This is a genomic window from Pseudomonas sp. NFACC42-2 (genome assembly GCF_900116055.1).
Classification (GTDB): Bacteria; Pseudomonadota; Gammaproteobacteria; order Pseudomonadales; family Pseudomonadaceae; genus Aquipseudomonas; species Aquipseudomonas marginalis.
The window spans coordinates 307,977-324,037 of sequence record NZ_FOZO01000005.1 but is presented as its reverse complement, the minus strand read 5'-3'; the positions used below and the strand labels follow the sequence as shown (position 1 = coordinate 324,037).

The following is a 16,061-nucleotide window of genomic DNA, read 5'->3' as shown; positions in this document are numbered from 1 at the left end:
CACGGTCTTCTGTGTCTTGTTACGAACCGCCGGCACCGGGTTGGAAACCAACTGATCCCCAGCCTTCAACGGCGCAACCGGTACAGTCTTGATCGCTGTCGCCGGACCACCGAGCAGCAAAGGCTTCACCGCTTCGACATGCGGCTCCAACCCCGGCTCTACAAGCTGCTTGGCCAGCAACTCCAACAACTCCCGCGCGCGCTTGGATTTAATCGCGCTCAGTACCTGGGGGCCCAGCCGCGCCACCCCCCCCATCGCACCCAATACACGAATCAACAGCAGATTGATCAGGACCTCGCCAGTGATCTCACCCCACAGTTCATTAATCTGCGGCGGTGGCAGCAGGCGCATCCAACTGACCATCGCCGACAGGTAGATAAACAACAGCGGCTCATCGCTGAGCACCAGCAAACCGTTGGCAATCGTGTCGTTGCCGAGCTTCAGCAGTTCATCGAGTTCGGCCTGGGAGAGGTAGGCCAACAGCTTTTCGCTGTTGGGCTTGAGGTCCGCCAGCAGGTCATACAGCTGCGTAACGTTGTCCCACACATTGAAGAGGGCTTTTCCAAGGCCGCTGAAAAACGCTGCTTCCAGCATTCGGCGCCGATCGAGGGGCTTGGCTTCGGTATAGTCTTTCCACTGATCCTGGAAAGTGCGGGTCCACTCTTCACGCAGGCGCGCCTCCAACCCCGAGATCACCGACTGATAAGACCCATACAGCGCCTGGACGTGGTCCCTGGAAACGTTGGGATAGAAGGTGATCCGGTACGGCTGGTTGCGATCACACTCGGTGATTTCGAGGATGCCGTTGGGGCCGATGGTCTTGTGGATCGGCTCGCCCAACGGGCCGCCATTGGGATCGACGCGCTGCAGCATCACCGGCGTGTCGCCGATGGGCACGAAGCGCGTGCTTTGGAACATATGCACCAGGGTCAGGGTGCCATTGGCCGGGCACGTGGCGACGGTGCTGCTGGGGATGATTGAGCGATTGATCGGCGCGACCAGCGCCACCTCATCGCCGACCTTGAAGACCTGCTCGACCTCCAGCGCCGATAAGCGCCAGAAGCTTTGCGCCCAGTCATCGAACGTATTCAGGCATTCGCGAAAGTCACGGAAGACGCTTTCAACGTCGACCGTCTTCACATCCATCGGGGTCAGGGCCAGCCTGCCAATGGCCGGGTTCAAGAGGCAGCCCCTTCAACCAGGGCTTTAACGAAAACAACCATCTGCAATCCCTCGCACTGTGTATTCAGGCGAGGGACTTTGCAGCGGTTTTCAGGCTGGGGCTGTAGAGCTTATCTTGCCGTTACGTGGGAGCTTTCAGCGGCTATCGTCCTATCAAAAGCCTTCAGCGCTGCGCGAACGCCAGGTTCAACCCCAGCCCCGCAAACGCCGCCGCAAAACTGCGGCGCAGCCAGTTCTGCACCCGTGGCGACTCGATTACCGCGCGGCGAAACTCGTTGGCCAGCAGGCCGTAGATCACAAACACCGCAAATGTCATTGCCATGAACACCGCGCTCAGCACCAGCATTTGCACGGCAGGTGCCGTGCTGCCTGGCGCCACGAACTGGGGCAGGAAAGCCAGGAAGAAAATGGTCAGCTTGGGGTTGAGAATATTCAGCAGGAAACCGCGCAGCATCAAACTGCGCGCGGTGGCGACTGTCGGTGCGTCATTCATGGCGAAGGCCGAGCGATCACGCCAGGTGGCGTACGCCAGATACAGCAGATAGGCGACGCCAGCGTATTTCAGGACTTCGAAAGCCAGCGCGCTGGTATGCAGCAGTGCGGAAAGGCCGAGCACGGATGCCAGCAAGTGCGGGAGGATACCGGCCGTACAACCCAGCGCGGCGAACACACTCGCGCGCTTGCCAGCGGTGAGGCCTGTGGACACGGTAAAGATCACGCCGGTGCCGGGGATCAGTACGACAATCAGGCAGGTGACGAGGAAGTTCAGGCTGAGCATGGCATTCAAACTCCGTGTACGAATGAGGGATGACAGATCCTGTCACGTTCGGCCCGGGTTGGCGAGAAGGCGAATCGGCGAACCCGCGTTAGACTTACCGGTCCATATCCGCAACGCCTGGCCCATCGTCCTCAAGGAAGCCCCATGTCCCCACGCTGCCTGATCCTCTGCCTCACCTCATTGGCGGTGCTGGCCGGCTGTTCCACGTCACGCGGCCCGCAGCAACCAGCGCGCAGCGAAGCCGAGGTGAAGGCCGAGATCGTGCGTTTGCTCCCGGCGAAGGTTCCAGACCGCAACGGCTGGGCCCAGGACATCTACACCGCCTTTGACACTCAAAAGATCTACCCCAGTACCGAGAATATCTGTGCCGTATTGGCGGTGACCGAGCAGGAGTCCACCTATCAGGTCGACCCGCCCGTGCCCAACATGGGCAAGATCGCCCAGGATGAAATCCTGCGCCGTGCCGCCAAGGTGCATGTGCCCGCTTTTGTGGTGCGCAGCGCCCTGCAACTGCGCTCGCCCACCGGCAAGTCCTATGCCGACCGCTTGAGTGCCGCGCGCACGGAGAAGGACCTGAGTGGCATCTTCGATGACTTCATCAGCGTGGTGCCCCTGGGCAACACCCTGTTTGGCGGTTTCAACCCGGTGCACACCGCTGGCCCTATGCAGGTCAGCATCGACTTCGCCCAGAAGCAGGCGCGGGGTTATCCCTACACGGTGGATGGCACGATTCGTCGGGAAGTCTTCACCCGGCGCGGCGGCATGTACTTCGGTATCGCCCATTTGCTCGGTTACCCGGTGAGCTATGACCAGCCGCTGTACCGCTTTGCCGACTTCAATGCGGGTTGGTACGCCAGCCGTAATGCGGCGTTCCAGGCGGCGGTCAGCCGCGCGTCGGGCACTGAGTTGGCGCTGGACGGGGATTTGATTCGCTACGGCTCATTGCTGCCCGGTACCACCGAACTGGCGGTGCGCTCATTGGGCGCGAAGCTGGACATGCGCAACCCCAGTATTCGCAGCCAGCTGGAACAGGGCGAACAGCTGGACTTTGAAGACACCACCCTCTACAAGCGTGTGTTTGCCCTGGCCGACCAGACCGCCGGCAAGCCGATGCCGCGCGCTATCCTGCCGGGCATCGAGCTCAAAAGCCCGAAGATCACCCGCAACCTGACCACGGCATGGTTTGCCAAGCGCGTGGATGAGCGATACCAGCGCTGCATGAAGCGCTGATCAGCTGCGGCGCCGGACAAATTTGCGCCACAGCCACACCCACAACCACACCACCGGAAACGCCAGGATCACGAACGGCAGCACATAGCTGGCGCGTTCCAGGGCGTCTGCGGTGCCGTCCACCAGGTTGGTCCCCAGGTTGCTGAACATCCGGCTGAAGCGTGACGGTTGGTTGGCGCCGTCGGAAGAGCGGAAGTTGAGGGTGACGCGGTTGGTATCCAGGCGACGCTGCTGGCCGGCGGCAACCTGGGCGAGTTCCTGCAGTTCGTTTTCAATGCCCGCCTGCTCCTTGCTCAAGGCAATCAGGTCGCTGACGCTGATGTCCTTGCGCTTGGCCAGTTCATCGAGGCGCTGTTGCTGGGCGTGCAGGCGATCCTGGCGGCGACGCACATCGGCGACCGCGTCGGCCAGGTCTTCGGCGGTGGTGATGCGCTGGCCGAGTTTGCCACCTTCAGCGGCCATGGCGACCATCGGTTCGACCCCGCTGGGCGCGATCCGCAGGATGATCTCGCCGCCGTTGCTGTCTTCGGTGATGCCAAGGATATTGCACGCGCCAAACCGCGCCGATTCACAGGCCTCGCGGGTGGCCTGCATGCGCGGCGCGAGCAGGGCGCCGGGCAGGGCCAGGGTCAGTTCGTGCTCATAGGCCAGTTGCGCACCGGCCCGGCCTTGTTCGCCATTGATCACCGTGGCGCGGGAGTGGTCCTTGGGTGAACAGCCGACCAGGGCCAGGCCGGCCAACATGATCAACAGGGGCGCGCGAAGCGATTGAAGGGGGCCGTCCGGATGGCGCATTGCAGATCCTTGAGATGTGGGGGGCATTGGCGGCGATTAAAGCGGGTCCGGCGAATTAACGCAAAGTATCGTGCAGGATTTGCAGGGCTGATGGTGATGGCTGCCGTTGTGCGTGTGGCGTACATCTCAAATCCGACCCCAAGGAAGACTCGCCATGATTGCCCACGCCGTGCCCGAAGGTTTTGTCCCGCTGCCGCGCAGCAGCCCGTTGCTGGATTTGCTTGGCCCGGCGTACTGCCGAGGTGACGGCCTGCAACTGGAAATCGGCCTGCGCGCCGACAATCGCCATGCCAATGGACGTGGGACGGTGCACGGCGGGGTGCTGGCGACCCTGGCAGATGTCGGCATGGGTTATGCCATGGCGTTTTCCAGTGAGCCGCCGTTGCCGTTGATTACGGCGAGCATGACCGTGGATTACCTGGGGGCGGTACAGGTGGGGGAGTGGATTACCGTGCGCTTGGAACATCACAAGCGAGGGCGGCAAATGGCGTTTGCCACGGTGAGCCTGCAGGTGGGGGAGAAGGTAGTGGCGCGGGCGAATGCGGTGTTTGCCGTGCCTCAAACTGACAGGCAATGAAGAACTTATAGGGGAGGGACTGTGTTTTTTCAGGGAAACCGCATAAAGAAAAGGCCTGGCTTTTCGTGGAGCCGGGCCTTTTCTGTGTTGCTCTTTTATCAGTGTCGTTCGAGTGCCAGGGCTACGCCTTGGCCGCCACCGATGCACAGGGTCGCCAGGCCTTTCCTGGCATCGCGCTTGATCATTTCATGCAGCAGGGTGACCAGCACGCGGCAGCCTGAGGCGCCGATGGGGTGGCCGATGGCGATGGCGCCGCCGTTGACGTTGACCTTGTCCGCATCCCACTCCAGCTCTTTGCCTACCGCCAGGGATTGCGCGGCAAAGGCTTCGTTGGCTTCGATCAGGTCCAGGTCGCCCAGGCTCCAACCGGCTTTGTCCAGGCAGCGGCGGGTGGCCGAGACCGGGCCGATGCCCATGATCGCCGGGTCGACGCCCGCGTTGGCGTAACTGGCGATACGGGCCAATACCGGCAAGCCGAGGGCCTTGGCCTTGTCGGCACTCATCAGCAGCACCGCAGCGGCGCCGTCATTCAGGCTGGAGGCATTACCGGCGGTGACGCTGCCGTCTTTCTTGAACGCCGGCTTGAGCTTGGCCAGGGATTCGGCGGTGGTGCCGGCGCGAGGTTGCTCATCGACGGCGAAGGCAATCGGGTCGCCCTTGCGCTGGGGAATCAGGATCGGCGTGATCTCATCGACAAAACGGCCGGCCTCGATGGCGGCGGTGGCTTTCTGCTGGGAGGCGGCGGCGAAAGCATCCTGGGCTTCACGGCTGATGCCGTATTTGTCCACGAGGTTCTCGGCGGTGATGCCCATGTGATAGTCGTTGAACGCATCCCACAGGCCGTCGGTGATCATGCTGTCGATCATCTTGGCGTGGCCCATGCGCAAGCCCGTGCGCGCAGCAGGCAGTACGTAGGGTGCCAGGCTCATGTTCTCCATGCCGCCGGCGATGATGACCTCGGCGTCACCGCAACGGATGGCCTGGGCGCCCAGGTGCAGGGCTTTCAGGCCCGAGCCGCAGACCTTGTTCAGGGTCAGGCTCGGCACTGCGTGGGGCAGGCCGGCGAGGATCGAGGCCTGGCGTGCGGGGTTCTGGCCGGAACCCGCGGTGAGTACCTGGCCGAGGATGACTTCATCCACTTCGGCCGGGTCCAGTCCGGTCTGCTCCAGCAGGCGACGGATCACGGCGGCGCCCAGCTCCGGTGCCGGAATGGTGGCCAGTGAACCTTGAAAGCTGCCCACGGCGGTGCGGGTGGCAGCAACAATCACGACGTCTTGCATGGAATCTGTCCTCACTGGAAGTGCATTTCTGGAACGTGGTCCGGGACGATCAGTTTACCGGCGGTCTTGCTCACAATCTCTTCAACGCTGACGCCAGGTGCGCGTTCCTTGAGGACAAAAGCGCCATTTTCGATTTCCAGGTACGCCAGGTCCGTCAGGACGCGCTTGATGCAATTGGCGCCGGTCAGCGGCAGGCTGCATTGGCTGAGCAACTTGGACTCACCGTCCTTGGAGGCGTGGGTCATGATCACGATGATGTTTTCCGCACCGGCCACCAGGTCCATGGCGCCGCCCATGCCCTTGACCAGTTTGCCGGGGATCATCCACGAGGCGATGTTGCCGTGTACGTCCACTTCAAAGGCGCCGAGCACGGTGAGGTCGACGTGGCCGCCGCGAATCATCGCGAAGGATTCGGCGGAGGAGAAGATCGAGGCGCCGATGCGCGCCGTCACGGTCTGTTTGCCGGCGTTGATCATGTCGGCATCGATGGTGTCTTCGGTAGGAAACGGACCCATGCCGAGCAGGCCGTTTTCCGACTGCAGCATGACTTCCATGCCTTCGGGGATGTAGTTGGCCACCAGGGTCGGAATGCCGATGCCCAGGTTGACGTAGAAACCGTCCTGCATTTCGCGGGCGACGCGTTGAGCCATTTGTTCGCGGGTAAGAGCCATTTTATGAGTCCTTATTGTTCGGGCTGGGGCGGATTATTTGCGCACGGTGCGCTGTTCGATGCGCTTCTCGAACGTGCCGCAGATGATCCGGTCGACGTAGATGCCAGGGGTGTGGATCTGCGCCGGGTCCAGCTCGCCCGGTTCGACGATTTCCTCGACTTCGACCACGGTGATCTTGCCGGCGGTGGCGGCCAGCGGGTTGAAGTTCTGGGCGGTGTGGCGATAGATGACGTTGCCGAAGTGGTCGGCTTTCCAGCCTTTGACGATGGCGAAGTCGCCGGTGATGGATTCTTCCATCAGGTACGGGCGACCGTTGAATTCGCGGGTTTCCTTGCCTTCGGCCACCGGAGTACCGACGCCGGTGGCGGTGAAGAAGGCGGGGATACCGGCGCCGCCTGCGCGCATTTTTTCCGCCAGGGTGCCTTGGGGGGTGAGGACCACTTCGATTTCGCCGCTGAGCAACTGCTTCTCGAACAGGGCGTTCTCACCGACGTAGGAAGCGATCACCTTGCTGATCTGCTTTTCTTCCAGCAGCACGCCCAGGCCAAAGCCGTCGACGCCGCAGTTATTGGAAACCACGGTGAGGTCACGGGTGCCTTTGCGCTTGATCTCATTGATGAGGTTTTCCGGAATGCCGCACAGGCCGAAACCACCGGAGAGCACGGTCATGCCGTCTTCCAGGCCTGCCAGTGCTTCCTCGTAGGACGCCACGCGTTTATCGAAACCTGCCATATGCACCTCTTTTATTGTTTGTGGGCCAGCCAATGAATCGAGTGTTGCGCCGACGGATTGATTTGTTAAGTTGTTTTTTAAGGTTGATTGATTTAGAAAACAGCATAGTCAACTCGCCGCCCGGAGTAGCGCCATGACCGTTAAACAGATGCGTGCCTTTCTGGCCGTGGCCCAAAGCCTGAGTTTTGCCGCCGCCTGCGAGCGCCTGCACCTCTCTCAATCGGCGTTGAGCCTGACCATCAAGGGCTTGGAGGAAGGGCTGGGCGGGCGCTTGTTCAGCCGCAATACGCGCAACGTGGCCCTCACGCCCGAGGGCGAATCCCTGCTGCCCCTGGCCCGTCGGCTGATGGCCGATTGGGACAATGCCGAGGACGAGCTGCGTCAGCTGTTCACCCTGCAACGCGGGCGGGTGACCGTGGCGGCGATGCCGTCGTTTGCCGGCAACCTGCTGCCGCCGATCCTGAAGATATTCCGCGCACGCTACCCCCAGGTGAACGTGACGGTGCATGACTTGATCAACGAGCAAGTGCTGGAGATGGTTCGCGACCGCCATGTGGAACTGGGCGTGGCGTTTGAACCCTCGGAAGGCTCGTCGCTGGCCTTTACGCCGTTGTACCTGGACCGCTTCATTGCGGTGGTGCCCGGTGATTCATTGCTGGCACAGTGTGCCGAGGTCGACTGGAAAACCTTGTTGGAGCACCCGTTCATCACGTTGCAGCGGCCTTCCACGGTGCGGGTGATGCTGGAGGAGCACCTGGGAGCCTTGAAGATGAAGCTGCCGGTGGCCTTGGAAAGCCATCAATTGGCAACCGTGGGCAAGATGGTCGCCAGCGGCCTGGGTGTCAGCGCTGTACCGGCCTTGTGTGCGCAGCAGATGCAGGAGGCGGGGGCGCATTGCATCACCTTGACCGATCCGGTGATCGAGCGGCCGATTGGGGTGCTGACCAAGCCTGGGCATGAACTGTCGGCGGCGGCGCAGGTATTGTTTGATATTTTTCGGGATGAGGCGGGGAAGGGCAGGTTTCCGGCGGTGTTATAAAACAGGTATTAAAAAGCCCGCTCGAATAAACCAGCGGGCTTGAATTTAAAGGTGCACTGTTATCAGCAGTATCTATCAATCACTTTAACTTGCGATTGGCCTTTGAGGTTCTGCCATTCGGTATTAAGTGTGTGGAACACTTGCTCGATAAAGTTGCGATCGGCCGCGGCCTTCTTGCCGACATAACCCTGGCCACGGCGGTACATCTTCAGGCGCGCCGCCAGTTCACGGTTATTGCGGTCGAACTCGGCTTCTTCGGTGTGGGGCGCCAGGCAGTCGATTTGCACTTCGCCCGATTTGCCAATCCACAGGATATGGTCGTCGAGTGTGTCTTTCTGCGCTGCGAACATCTCAGCCAATTCATCGATAGTTGGTTGGTTGTTCAGATTCATGTGTAAGCCCCTTGACCAGTTGGCGATCTATCAGTTGATTCCGTTAAAACTGCTTAGTTGTCTCCGGCTTGGAAAACCGGGCGTCAGTGACGGTCTGCCGAATACGGGCAGGGTCTTGAACCTGATGCATGTAGTCTTGCTGATGAACTGCTACGCAATGGTTTCATAACGAAGACAAGCCGCATTTGAGCGCCTTGTACCGATCCTTTCGGGTCGGTCAGCTTCATCAATCTGCCTTGTGGGCAGTGCACATCCGGAAAAAACAGCTCGGCGGTCAGACGAGCTTGTTCAAAACGCTTGCTACCAACGCTCCCGATCCGGGAGACGTCTAGATCATGCAAGGACAAAAAGGTTACGTCAACGGTTATGTAGTGATTATTTTTGATCACTACATAATTCGTCGTGGCTATGGGGAGATACGGCAAATGCGTGACTCGAGCGTCATTTTTTGCGCTGGACGGTCGCTATGGCTGAGGAGGGGTTGACTGCAGGCGGTCTGCCAACAAGGGCAGAAGCTGTTCGCACGAGGTTTCGATCTTTACCTGCAACAACTCATCACCCCGGGTCTTGCCCAGGTTGATGGCGATCACCGGTTTGCCCTGTTCGACCATTGCCTTGCACAGGCGAAATGCGGAGTAAGCCATCAGCGATGAACCTACCACCAGCAGCCCTTCGGCATGCTCTACCGCGGCCATTGCCTTGGCAGCCGTCGCTGGCGCGACGTTCTCGCCAAAAAACACCACGTCCGGTTTCAGTCGCTCACCCTGGCAATGGGGGCAACGGGGAACCTGGAAGTGCTCTTCAAACGTGGGGTCGAGCAAGGTATCGCCATCGGGTGCCTGTACCGCATGGACCTGCGCCAGGTACGGGTTGTCGATTTCCATCTGCCGCTGTATCACATCGCGTGTGCTGCGCAGGTGGCAATCCAGGCACAGCACCCGGTGCAGGCTGCCGTGCAATTCAATCACGTCATGGCTGCCGGCCTGGTCATGCAAGGTGTCGACGTTTTGCGTGATCAGGCCGCTGATGTGCTGGCGTTGTTGCAAGGTCGCCAGTGCCCGGTGAGCGTTGTTCGGCTGGGCGATACGTACACGCGGCCACCCCAGCATCGCCCGTGCCCAATAGCGCCGCCGCGCCTGGGCGGTGGCGAGGAACTCCTGGTACATCATCGGCGCCTTGCCCCGGCGCACGCCTTCGCTGTCGCGGTAGTCGGGGATTCCCGACGACGTGCTGATGCCCGCACCGGTCAATACCAGGAAGCGCCGTCCGGCCATGGCGCGGAGCAGGGTGTCGAGGTGGTCCTGTTGATGTTCCAGGGTATCGAGCATGGGGTCCCCTATTCGCCGCGGATGTACTGCTCCAACTGCTTGATCAGGTCTGCCTGTTCGGCGATGGCTTCCTTGACCAGGTCACCGATGGAGAGCAGGCCCAGCAGTTTGCCGTCTTCGACCACCGGCAGGTGGCGCAGGTGACTGTCGGTCATGATGTTCATGCACGCTTCGACACTTTTATGGGTATCGACGGTGATCACCGGCGAGCTCATGACCTCATGGACCTTTGTAGTGACCGACGATAGGCCCTTGAGCATTATTTTGCGTGCGTAATCGCGTTCGCTGATGATCCCCACCACCGTGCCTTCCTTGACCACCGGCAGGGCGCCGACGTTTTTCTCCGACATCCGCACCAGCGCCTCAAACACAGTGTGGTCCCATTGGATGGTGTGGACGTCCTGGTTTTTCTGGTCCTTGGCTTTGAGCAATTGTGCGACGGTTTTCATGGCGGCCACTCCGGTGTTGTTGTTATCCCCTACAGAATCCTAGACGGCCCGCGTCGGGGCAAGGTCCAATGCGGCGTTAAACCCGTCGAAAAACGTCATTCGCCGGTTTTTTTCGCCTTTCACCCGGTTTTTTTCGGTTTCCTGGCGCGCTCTGGGCCAGTGGCGGTCTTGCGAGGGGCCGACTTGCGCTTCTTTTTCCACGGCGCAGCACCTCGGCCCGGCGGGCTGGCCGGCCCGGTGATGGTCATGCGCATGCCGTTGCAGCGGGCCACTTGCTTGCTCATCCACGCCGCCTGCTTGGCGACGAATTCTTCCAGGCTCATCTCACCGCTTTGCACCATGTCCAGCGCCTGCTCCCAGATCGCGGTGGTGCCGGGGTCGGCAATGGCGCGGGGCACCGCGTCGATCAGGCTGAAGGCTGCCGGGGTGGCCGACAGCGCCTTGCCGTTCTTCACCAGGTAACCGCGGTCGAGCAATCCCTGGATAATCCCCGCACGGGTGGCTTCGGTGCCGATGCCGGTGGTGTCCTTGAGCTTTTGCTTGAGCAGCGGGTCTTCCACCAGCTTGGCGACGTTTTTCATCGCCTTGATCAGGTCACCTTCGGTAAAGGGCTTGGGGGGTTGGGTCCACAGGTCCTTGAGGTTGACCTTGGCCACGGCGTAATCCTGGCCCTGCACCAGTGTCGGCAAGGCCTGGGGCGTCGGTGCTTCACGGCCCTTTGCCGGGGCCAGGGCTTCGGGCAAGGCACGTTTCCAGCCCGGTTCGATCACCACTTTGCCCACCGCGCGCAACGCCTGGCCCGCACAGTCGAAATCCGCCTGGGTGCGATCGTATTCATGGTTGGGCAGGAACTGCGCCAGGTAGCGCGCGCGAATCAGGCTGTAGACCGCACGGTGCTTGCCGGTGAGTTGGCCGACGTCCTTGCCGGCGCCGGTGGGAATGATGCCGTGGTGCGCGCTGACCTTGGCATCGTTCCAGGCCCGTGAGCGGCGCTGGGGATCGATATGCGGCATCAGCTCATTGACTGCCGCATCCGCACGGCTCAATGCGGCGAGAATCTTCGGCGCCTCGCTGTGCTGGCTCAATGGCAGGTAACCACAGTCACTGCGGGGGTAGGTGATGACCTTGTGGGTTTCGTAGAGGGATTGGGCGATATCCAGGGTTTCCTGGGCGCCGAGGCCGAGCTTCTTCGAGCAGATTTCCTGCAGGGTGCCGAGGTCGAAGGGCAGGGGTGCCACCTCGCGCATGCGTTCGGTGCGCAGCTTGATCAGCCGTGCGCTGGCGGCGTTGCTCATGGCGTCGGCAGCGTCCCGGGCCAATTGCGGGTCAAGGCAGCGGCCCTGGTCGTCACAGGCATCCTCGGTCGCGCGCCATTGTGCGGTAAACGTCATGGATTGGTGGCGCAGGTCCACATCAATGGCCCAGTACGCCACGGGCACGAAGTCGGCGATGCTGCGGTCGCGGTCCACCACCAGGCGCAAGGTCGGTGTTTGCACCCGGCCCACCGGCAGCACGCCCTGATAGCCGGACTGACGCCCCAGCAGGGTAAACAGGCGACTCATGTTCATGCCGATCAGCCAGTCGGCGCGGGAGCGGCCCAGGGCCGAGTGGTACAGGCTGAAGGTTTCGGCGCCGGGCTTGAGCGCCGCCAGGGCCTTGCGGATGGAGGCATCGTCCAGTGCCGACAGCCATAACCGCTGGATCGGCCCGCGATAGCGGCAATGCTCGACCAGTTCGCGGGCGATCATCTCGCCTTCACGGTCGGCGTCGGTGGCGATCACCAGTTCCTGGGCTTCCCCCAGCAGGCGCTTGACGGCCTTGAACTGGCTGGCGGTCTTGGGCTTGACCAGCATCTTCCATTTTTCCGGGACGATCGGCAGGTCGGCCAGCACCCAGCGTTTGTATTTGGCGTCGTAGGCGTCGGGCGGGGCGGTTTCCAGCAGGTGGCCGATGCACCAGGTGACGGTGACCCCATTGCCCAACCAGCAACCGTCGCCACGGCGACCGGCGCCGAGCACGGCCGCGATGTCCTTGGCCTGGGAGGGTTTTTCACAGAGGTACAGCCGCATGGTCAGCCCATTCGTTACACAGTTGAATGGAGAGCAGGATGGGCATAAGAAGGGAATTGAGCAACTATTATCTGTATGGATGTACAGCTTAAAGTTTCAAGCTGCAAGCTTCAAGAAAGAGCCGATTGGCGTTTACTTGGCGCTTGCAGCCTGCCCCTTGAAGCTTATTCAGTTGTTATCGATATCCACGTGCCGCGTTTCCTTGAGGCAGAACATCCCCACAATCAGGCTCACCCCCGTCACCACCACCGGGTACCACAAGCCATAGAAGATATCCCCGGTGTACACCACCAGCGCAAACGACACGGTCGGCAGGAACCCGCCAAACCAGCCGTTACCGATGTGGTAGGGCAGGGACATCGAGGTGTAGCGGATACGTGTGGGAAACAGTTCCACCATCAGCGCCGCCAGCGGGCCGTAGCACATGGCGGCGATCAGGATCAGTACCACGATCAGCACCACCACCATCACCTTGTTGACCTGGGCCACATCCGCAGAAGTCGGGTAACCGGCCAGGGTCACTGCACCGCGCAGCGCTGCCTCGTCGAAGCCGTCGATGCGCACTTCACCCACGCTGACCTGCACCGGGCTGCCGGCCGGGGCGGCGGCACTGCTGTACGGCAGGCCTTGCTTGACCAGGAAGGTCTTGACCTTGTCGCACGGGCTGTCAAATTTCGCCTTGCCTACCGGATCGAACTGGAAGGTACAGGTGGCCGGGTCGGCCAGTACGGTGATCGGTGCCTGGCGGCTGGCCTGGTCCATCGCCGGGTTGGTGTAGTGCGCCAGGCCCTTGAAGATCGGGAAGTAGAGCGCGGTGGCCAGCAGCAGGCCGAGCATCAGCACTGGCTTGCGCCCGACCTTGTCCGACAGCCAGCCAAAGAAGACGAAGAACGGCGCGCCAATCACCACGCTGATGATCAGCAGCATATTGGCCAGGGCCGGGTCCATCTTCAGGAACTGCGTGAGGAAAAACAGCACATAGAACTGCGACGCGTAGAACGTCACCGCTTGCCCACCGTTGATGCTGAACAGCGCGATCAGCACCACCTTGAGGTTTTCCCATTTACCGAAGGACTCACGGATCGGCGCCTTGCTGGCCTTGCCTTCCTCTTTCATTTTCAGGAATGCCGGCGACTCGTGCAGGCTCATGCGGATCCAGGTGGAAATACCCAGCAGCACAATGGAAAACAGGAACGGAATACGCCAGCCCCAGACTTCGAACTGATCGCCGGTGAAGTACCGGCATGCCAGCACCACCAGCAACGACAGCAGCAAACCGAGGGTCGCGGTGGATTGAATCCAGCTGGTGTTGAGGCCGCGTTTGCCGGCCGGCGCATGCTCGGCCACATAGGTGGCCGCACCGCCGTACTCGCCGCCCAATGCCAGGCCTTGCAGCATGCGCAGCACGATCAGGATGATCGGCGCCGCGATGCCGATGCTGGCGTAGGTTGGCAGCAGGCCGACGCAGAAGGTCGCCACGCCCATCAGGATGATGGTCACCAGGAACGTGTACTTGCGCCCGATCATGTCGCCCAGGCGGCCGAACACCAGCGCGCCGAACGGGCGCACCACAAAGCCGGCCGCAAAGGCCATCAAGGCAAAGATAAACGCCGTGGTGTCGTTGACCCCGGCAAAGAACTGCTTGCTGATCACCGCCGCCAGGGCGCCGTAGAGGAAAAAGTCATACCACTCGAACACCGTCCCCAGGGACGAGGCGAAGATGACTTTTCTTGATTCGTTACCGGTGCTCGCGTTGGTGGCCGAGCCCAGGGTTTGAGCATGTTCTGACATCGGGAAGCCCTCACAGTGATTATTTATTGTTGTTCCACTGTCGGCGCCAGGTTTGGCGCCGCTATTCAGATTGCATGAACCAGTTCTTTCTCCGGGGCGAGACTCCTTGTGTTCGGCGAAAGGATCAGCTGCGCGGCTTTTTCCGCGATCATCAGCGTCGGTGAACAGGTATTGCCGGAGGTAATGCGCGGCATGACCGAGGCATCGGCGATACGCAGGCCGGGCACACCATGTACGCGCAACTGGGCGTCGACCACCGCGTCTTTATCGCTGCCCATGCGACAGGTGCCGACCGGATGGAAGATCGTCGTGCCGATACGCGCGGCGGCTTCGTGCAATTGCTCTTCGGTTTGCAGCGAATCACCCGGCAGATATTCCACCGGCTTGAACTGGCTCAGGGCCGGTGCGGCGACAATGCGTCGGGTCAGGCGAATCGCGTCGGCGGCCACCCGCAGGTCCTCCGGGTGGCTGAGGTAGTTGGGCCGGATCAGCGGCGCATCCGCCGGGTTGGCCGAGCGGATATCGATGCGGCCACGGCTTTGCGGGCGCAGGTCGCAGACCGAGGCGGTAAACGCCGGGAACCCATGCAACGGTTCGCCAAAGCGCTCCAGGGACAGCGGCTGTACGTGGTATTCAAGGTTGGCCGAGGTCTGTTCCGGGCCCGAGCGGGCAAACGCGCCGAGCTGGCTGGGCGCCATCGACAGCGGGCCGCTGCGGTCGTACAGGTAGCGCAGGCCCATGCCCATCTTGCCCCATACGGTACCGGCGATCTGGTTCAGGGTGCGGGCGTTTTCCAGCTTGTAGATCAGCCGCAGCTGCAGATGATCCTGCAGGTTGCCGCCGACGCCCGGCAGTTCATGCCGCACGTCGATGCCCAGCGGCTTGAGCACGCTGGACGGGCCGATCCCCGAGCGTTGCAGGATTCCCGGCGAGCCCACGGAGCCGGCGCACAGCACGATTTCCTTGCGCGCCTTCCAGCTCACTGGCTGGCCGTTTTGACGCCCGATCACGGCCGAGGCGCGGCCGTTTTCCAGGACCACGCGGTCTACCTCGACCTCGGTCAGCACGGTGAGATTGGGCCGTTGGCGGATCGGCTTGAGAAACGCCTTGGCCGCATTCCAGCGCACCCCGGCCTTCTGGTTGACCTGGAAGTAGCCGCAGCCTTCGTTATCGCCCCGGTTGAAGTCGCTGATCGTGGCAATGCCGCTTTGCGCCGCAGCATCCCGAAAGGCGTCCAGGATCGGCCAATGCAGCCGCTGCTGCTCGACTCGCCACTCGCCGCCGTCACTGTGGAATTCCGAACTGCCGGCAAAGTGGTTTTCGCTCTGCTTGAACAGTGGCAGCACGTCTTTCCAGGCCCAGCCGTCGTTGCCTGCCGCCGCCCAGCCATCGTAGTCCTGGGCCTGGCCGCGCATGTAGATCATGCCGTTGATGGACGAGCAGCCGCCGAGCACCTTGCCCCGTGGGTAACTCAGAGCACGGCCTTGCAGGCCTTCCTGGGCTTCGGTCTTGAAGCACCAGTCGGTGCGTGGGTTACCGATGCAGAACAGGTAGCCGACGGGGATATGGATCCAGGGGTAGTTGTCGCGGCCACCGGCTTCAAGCAGCAGCACGCGGTGGGCGGGGTTGGCGGACAGTCGATTGGCGAGCAGGCAGCCTGCGGGGCCGGCGCCTACCACCACGTAATCGTATTGCGCAGCTGCAATGGGCATCTGAGGTCTCGCTTGTTTTTCTTATTGGCTCCATCC

14 protein-coding genes and 1 pseudogene are annotated in these 16,061 nt (G+C 61.6%); 3 read left to right on the top strand and 12 right to left on the bottom strand.

The genetic code is table 11. The features are described from left to right. Nucleotides 1–1,146: pseudogene (locus tag BM416_RS13910) on the bottom strand (type IV secretion protein Rhs); the annotation flags it as partial. Between the two features lie 199 nt (nucleotides 1,147–1,345). After that, nucleotides 1,346–1,960 carry a LysE family translocator gene (locus BM416_RS13905; RefSeq protein ID WP_092488434.1) on the bottom strand — a complete coding sequence of 205 codons (615 nt, stop codon included), beginning with the start codon at nucleotides 1,958–1,960 and terminating at the stop codon, nucleotides 1,346–1,348. Nucleotides 1,961–2,104: 144 nt separating this feature from the next. On the opposite strand from BM416_RS13905, the gene BM416_RS13900 reads away from it, so the two are divergent. Beyond that, nucleotides 2,105–3,190 (top strand): DUF1615 domain-containing protein, encoded by a 1,086-nt coding sequence (locus tag BM416_RS13900; RefSeq protein ID WP_092488433.1) that lies wholly within the window; start codon nucleotides 2,105–2,107, stop codon nucleotides 3,188–3,190. Here the strand turns inward: BM416_RS13900 and BM416_RS13895 are convergent, their stop codons facing one another. Continuing rightward, a complete protein-coding gene (locus BM416_RS13895; RefSeq protein ID WP_092488432.1) occupies nucleotides 3,191–3,985 on the bottom strand; it encodes a DUF4349 domain-containing protein in 795 nt (264 codons plus the stop codon). It abuts the gene before it with no gap. 154 nt (nucleotides 3,986–4,139) lie between these two features. On the opposite strand from BM416_RS13895, the gene BM416_RS13890 reads away from it, so the two are divergent. After that, nucleotides 4,140–4,562, top strand: coding sequence for a PaaI family thioesterase (locus BM416_RS13890; protein WP_092488431.1), 423 nt, complete (start codon nucleotides 4,140–4,142; stop codon nucleotides 4,560–4,562). A gap of 98 nt (nucleotides 4,563–4,660) precedes the next feature. Here the strand turns inward: BM416_RS13890 and BM416_RS13885 are convergent, their stop codons facing one another. Genes BM416_RS13885 through BM416_RS13875 form a run of 3 tightly spaced genes read right to left on the bottom strand, consistent with a single transcriptional unit; the run spans nucleotide 4,661 to nucleotide 7,245 of the window. Continuing rightward, the gene (locus BM416_RS13885; protein WP_092488430.1) at nucleotides 4,661–5,842 is read right to left on the bottom strand and encodes an acetyl-CoA C-acetyltransferase; all 1,182 of its coding nucleotides are present in this window, start codon (nucleotides 5,840–5,842) and stop codon (nucleotides 4,661–4,663) included. A gap of 11 nt (nucleotides 5,843–5,853) precedes the next feature. Next, nucleotides 5,854–6,513 (bottom strand): CoA transferase subunit B, encoded by a 660-nt coding sequence (locus tag BM416_RS13880; RefSeq protein ID WP_027603173.1) that lies wholly within the window; start codon nucleotides 6,511–6,513, stop codon nucleotides 5,854–5,856. Between the two features lie 33 nt (nucleotides 6,514–6,546). Then, nucleotides 6,547–7,245, bottom strand: coding sequence for a CoA transferase subunit A (locus BM416_RS13875; RefSeq protein ID WP_032886653.1), 699 nt, complete (start codon nucleotides 7,243–7,245; stop codon nucleotides 6,547–6,549). A 133-nt stretch (nucleotides 7,246–7,378) separates the two neighbouring features. On the opposite strand from BM416_RS13875, the gene BM416_RS13870 reads away from it, so the two are divergent. Beyond that, nucleotides 7,379–8,284: a LysR family transcriptional regulator gene (locus BM416_RS13870; protein WP_027603175.1), complete on the top strand. Its 906-nt coding sequence runs from the start codon at nucleotides 7,379–7,381 to the stop codon at nucleotides 8,282–8,284. Nucleotides 8,285–8,346: 62 nt separating this feature from the next. Here the strand turns inward: BM416_RS13870 and BM416_RS13865 are convergent, their stop codons facing one another. The 6 genes from BM416_RS13865 to BM416_RS13840 all read right to left on the bottom strand — a co-directional run bounded on the left by BM416_RS13865 (nucleotide 8,347) and on the right by BM416_RS13840 (nucleotide 16,025). Next, nucleotides 8,347–8,676, bottom strand: a complete 330-nt coding sequence (locus BM416_RS13865) for a hypothetical protein (protein ID WP_025854475.1) — start codon at nucleotides 8,674–8,676, stop codon at nucleotides 8,347–8,349. 464 nt (nucleotides 8,677–9,140) lie between these two features. Next, entirely contained in the window at nucleotides 9,141–10,004 is an 864-nt protein-coding gene (locus BM416_RS13860; protein ID WP_092488429.1) for an NAD-dependent protein deacetylase, read from the bottom strand. Between the two features lie 8 nt (nucleotides 10,005–10,012). Further along, nucleotides 10,013–10,453 (bottom strand): CBS domain-containing protein, encoded by a 441-nt coding sequence (locus BM416_RS13855; RefSeq protein ID WP_027603177.1) that lies wholly within the window; start codon nucleotides 10,451–10,453, stop codon nucleotides 10,013–10,015. A gap of 119 nt (nucleotides 10,454–10,572) precedes the next feature. Then, the gene (locus BM416_RS13850) at nucleotides 10,573–12,522 is read right to left on the bottom strand and encodes a DNA topoisomerase III (protein WP_092488428.1); all 1,950 of its coding nucleotides are present in this window, start codon (nucleotides 12,520–12,522) and stop codon (nucleotides 10,573–10,575) included. Nucleotides 12,523–12,690: 168 nt separating this feature from the next. Beyond that, complete coding sequence (locus tag BM416_RS13845; RefSeq protein ID WP_092488427.1) at nucleotides 12,691–14,313, bottom strand: MFS transporter; 1,623 nt, start codon at nucleotides 14,311–14,313, stop codon at nucleotides 12,691–12,693. A gap of 65 nt (nucleotides 14,314–14,378) precedes the next feature. Further along, entirely contained in the window at nucleotides 14,379–16,025 is a 1,647-nt protein-coding gene (locus BM416_RS13840) for a GMC family oxidoreductase (protein WP_092488426.1), read from the bottom strand. Nucleotides 16,026–16,061: the final 36 nt, after the last annotated feature.

What these genes read in the sequence shown, in the direction of transcription:
- BM416_RS13905 (WP_092488434.1), bottom strand. Translation starts at nt 1,960, where the DNA reads ATGCTCAGCCTGAACTTCCTCGTCACCTGCCTGATTGTCGTACTGATC.
- BM416_RS13900 (WP_092488433.1), top strand. Translation starts at nt 2,105, where the DNA reads ATGTCCCCACGCTGCCTGATCCTCTGCCTCACCTCATTGGCGGTGCTG.
- BM416_RS13895 (WP_092488432.1), bottom strand. Translation starts at nt 3,985, where the DNA reads ATGCGCCATCCGGACGGCCCCCTTCAATCGCTTCGCGCGCCCCTGTTG.
- BM416_RS13890 (WP_092488431.1), top strand. Translation starts at nt 4,140, where the DNA reads ATGATTGCCCACGCCGTGCCCGAAGGTTTTGTCCCGCTGCCGCGCAGC.
- BM416_RS13885 (WP_092488430.1), bottom strand. Translation starts at nt 5,842, where the DNA reads ATGCAAGACGTCGTGATTGTTGCTGCCACCCGCACCGCCGTGGGCAGC.
- BM416_RS13880 (WP_027603173.1), bottom strand. Translation starts at nt 6,513, where the DNA reads ATGGCTCTTACCCGCGAACAAATGGCTCAACGCGTCGCCCGCGAAATG.
- BM416_RS13875 (WP_032886653.1), bottom strand. Translation starts at nt 7,245, where the DNA reads ATGGCAGGTTTCGATAAACGCGTGGCGTCCTACGAGGAAGCACTGGCA.
- BM416_RS13870 (WP_027603175.1), top strand. Translation starts at nt 7,379, where the DNA reads ATGACCGTTAAACAGATGCGTGCCTTTCTGGCCGTGGCCCAAAGCCTG.
- BM416_RS13865 (WP_025854475.1), bottom strand. Translation starts at nt 8,676, where the DNA reads ATGAATCTGAACAACCAACCAACTATCGATGAATTGGCTGAGATGTTC.
- BM416_RS13860 (WP_092488429.1), bottom strand. Translation starts at nt 10,004, where the DNA reads ATGCTCGATACCCTGGAACATCAACAGGACCACCTCGACACCCTGCTC.
- BM416_RS13855 (WP_027603177.1), bottom strand. Translation starts at nt 10,453, where the DNA reads ATGAAAACCGTCGCACAATTGCTCAAAGCCAAGGACCAGAAAAACCAG.
- BM416_RS13850 (WP_092488428.1), bottom strand. Translation starts at nt 12,522, where the DNA reads ATGCGGCTGTACCTCTGTGAAAAACCCTCCCAGGCCAAGGACATCGCG.
- BM416_RS13845 (WP_092488427.1), bottom strand. Translation starts at nt 14,313, where the DNA reads ATGTCAGAACATGCTCAAACCCTGGGCTCGGCCACCAACGCGAGCACC.
- BM416_RS13840 (WP_092488426.1), bottom strand. Translation starts at nt 16,025, where the DNA reads ATGCCCATTGCAGCTGCGCAATACGATTACGTGGTGGTAGGCGCCGGC.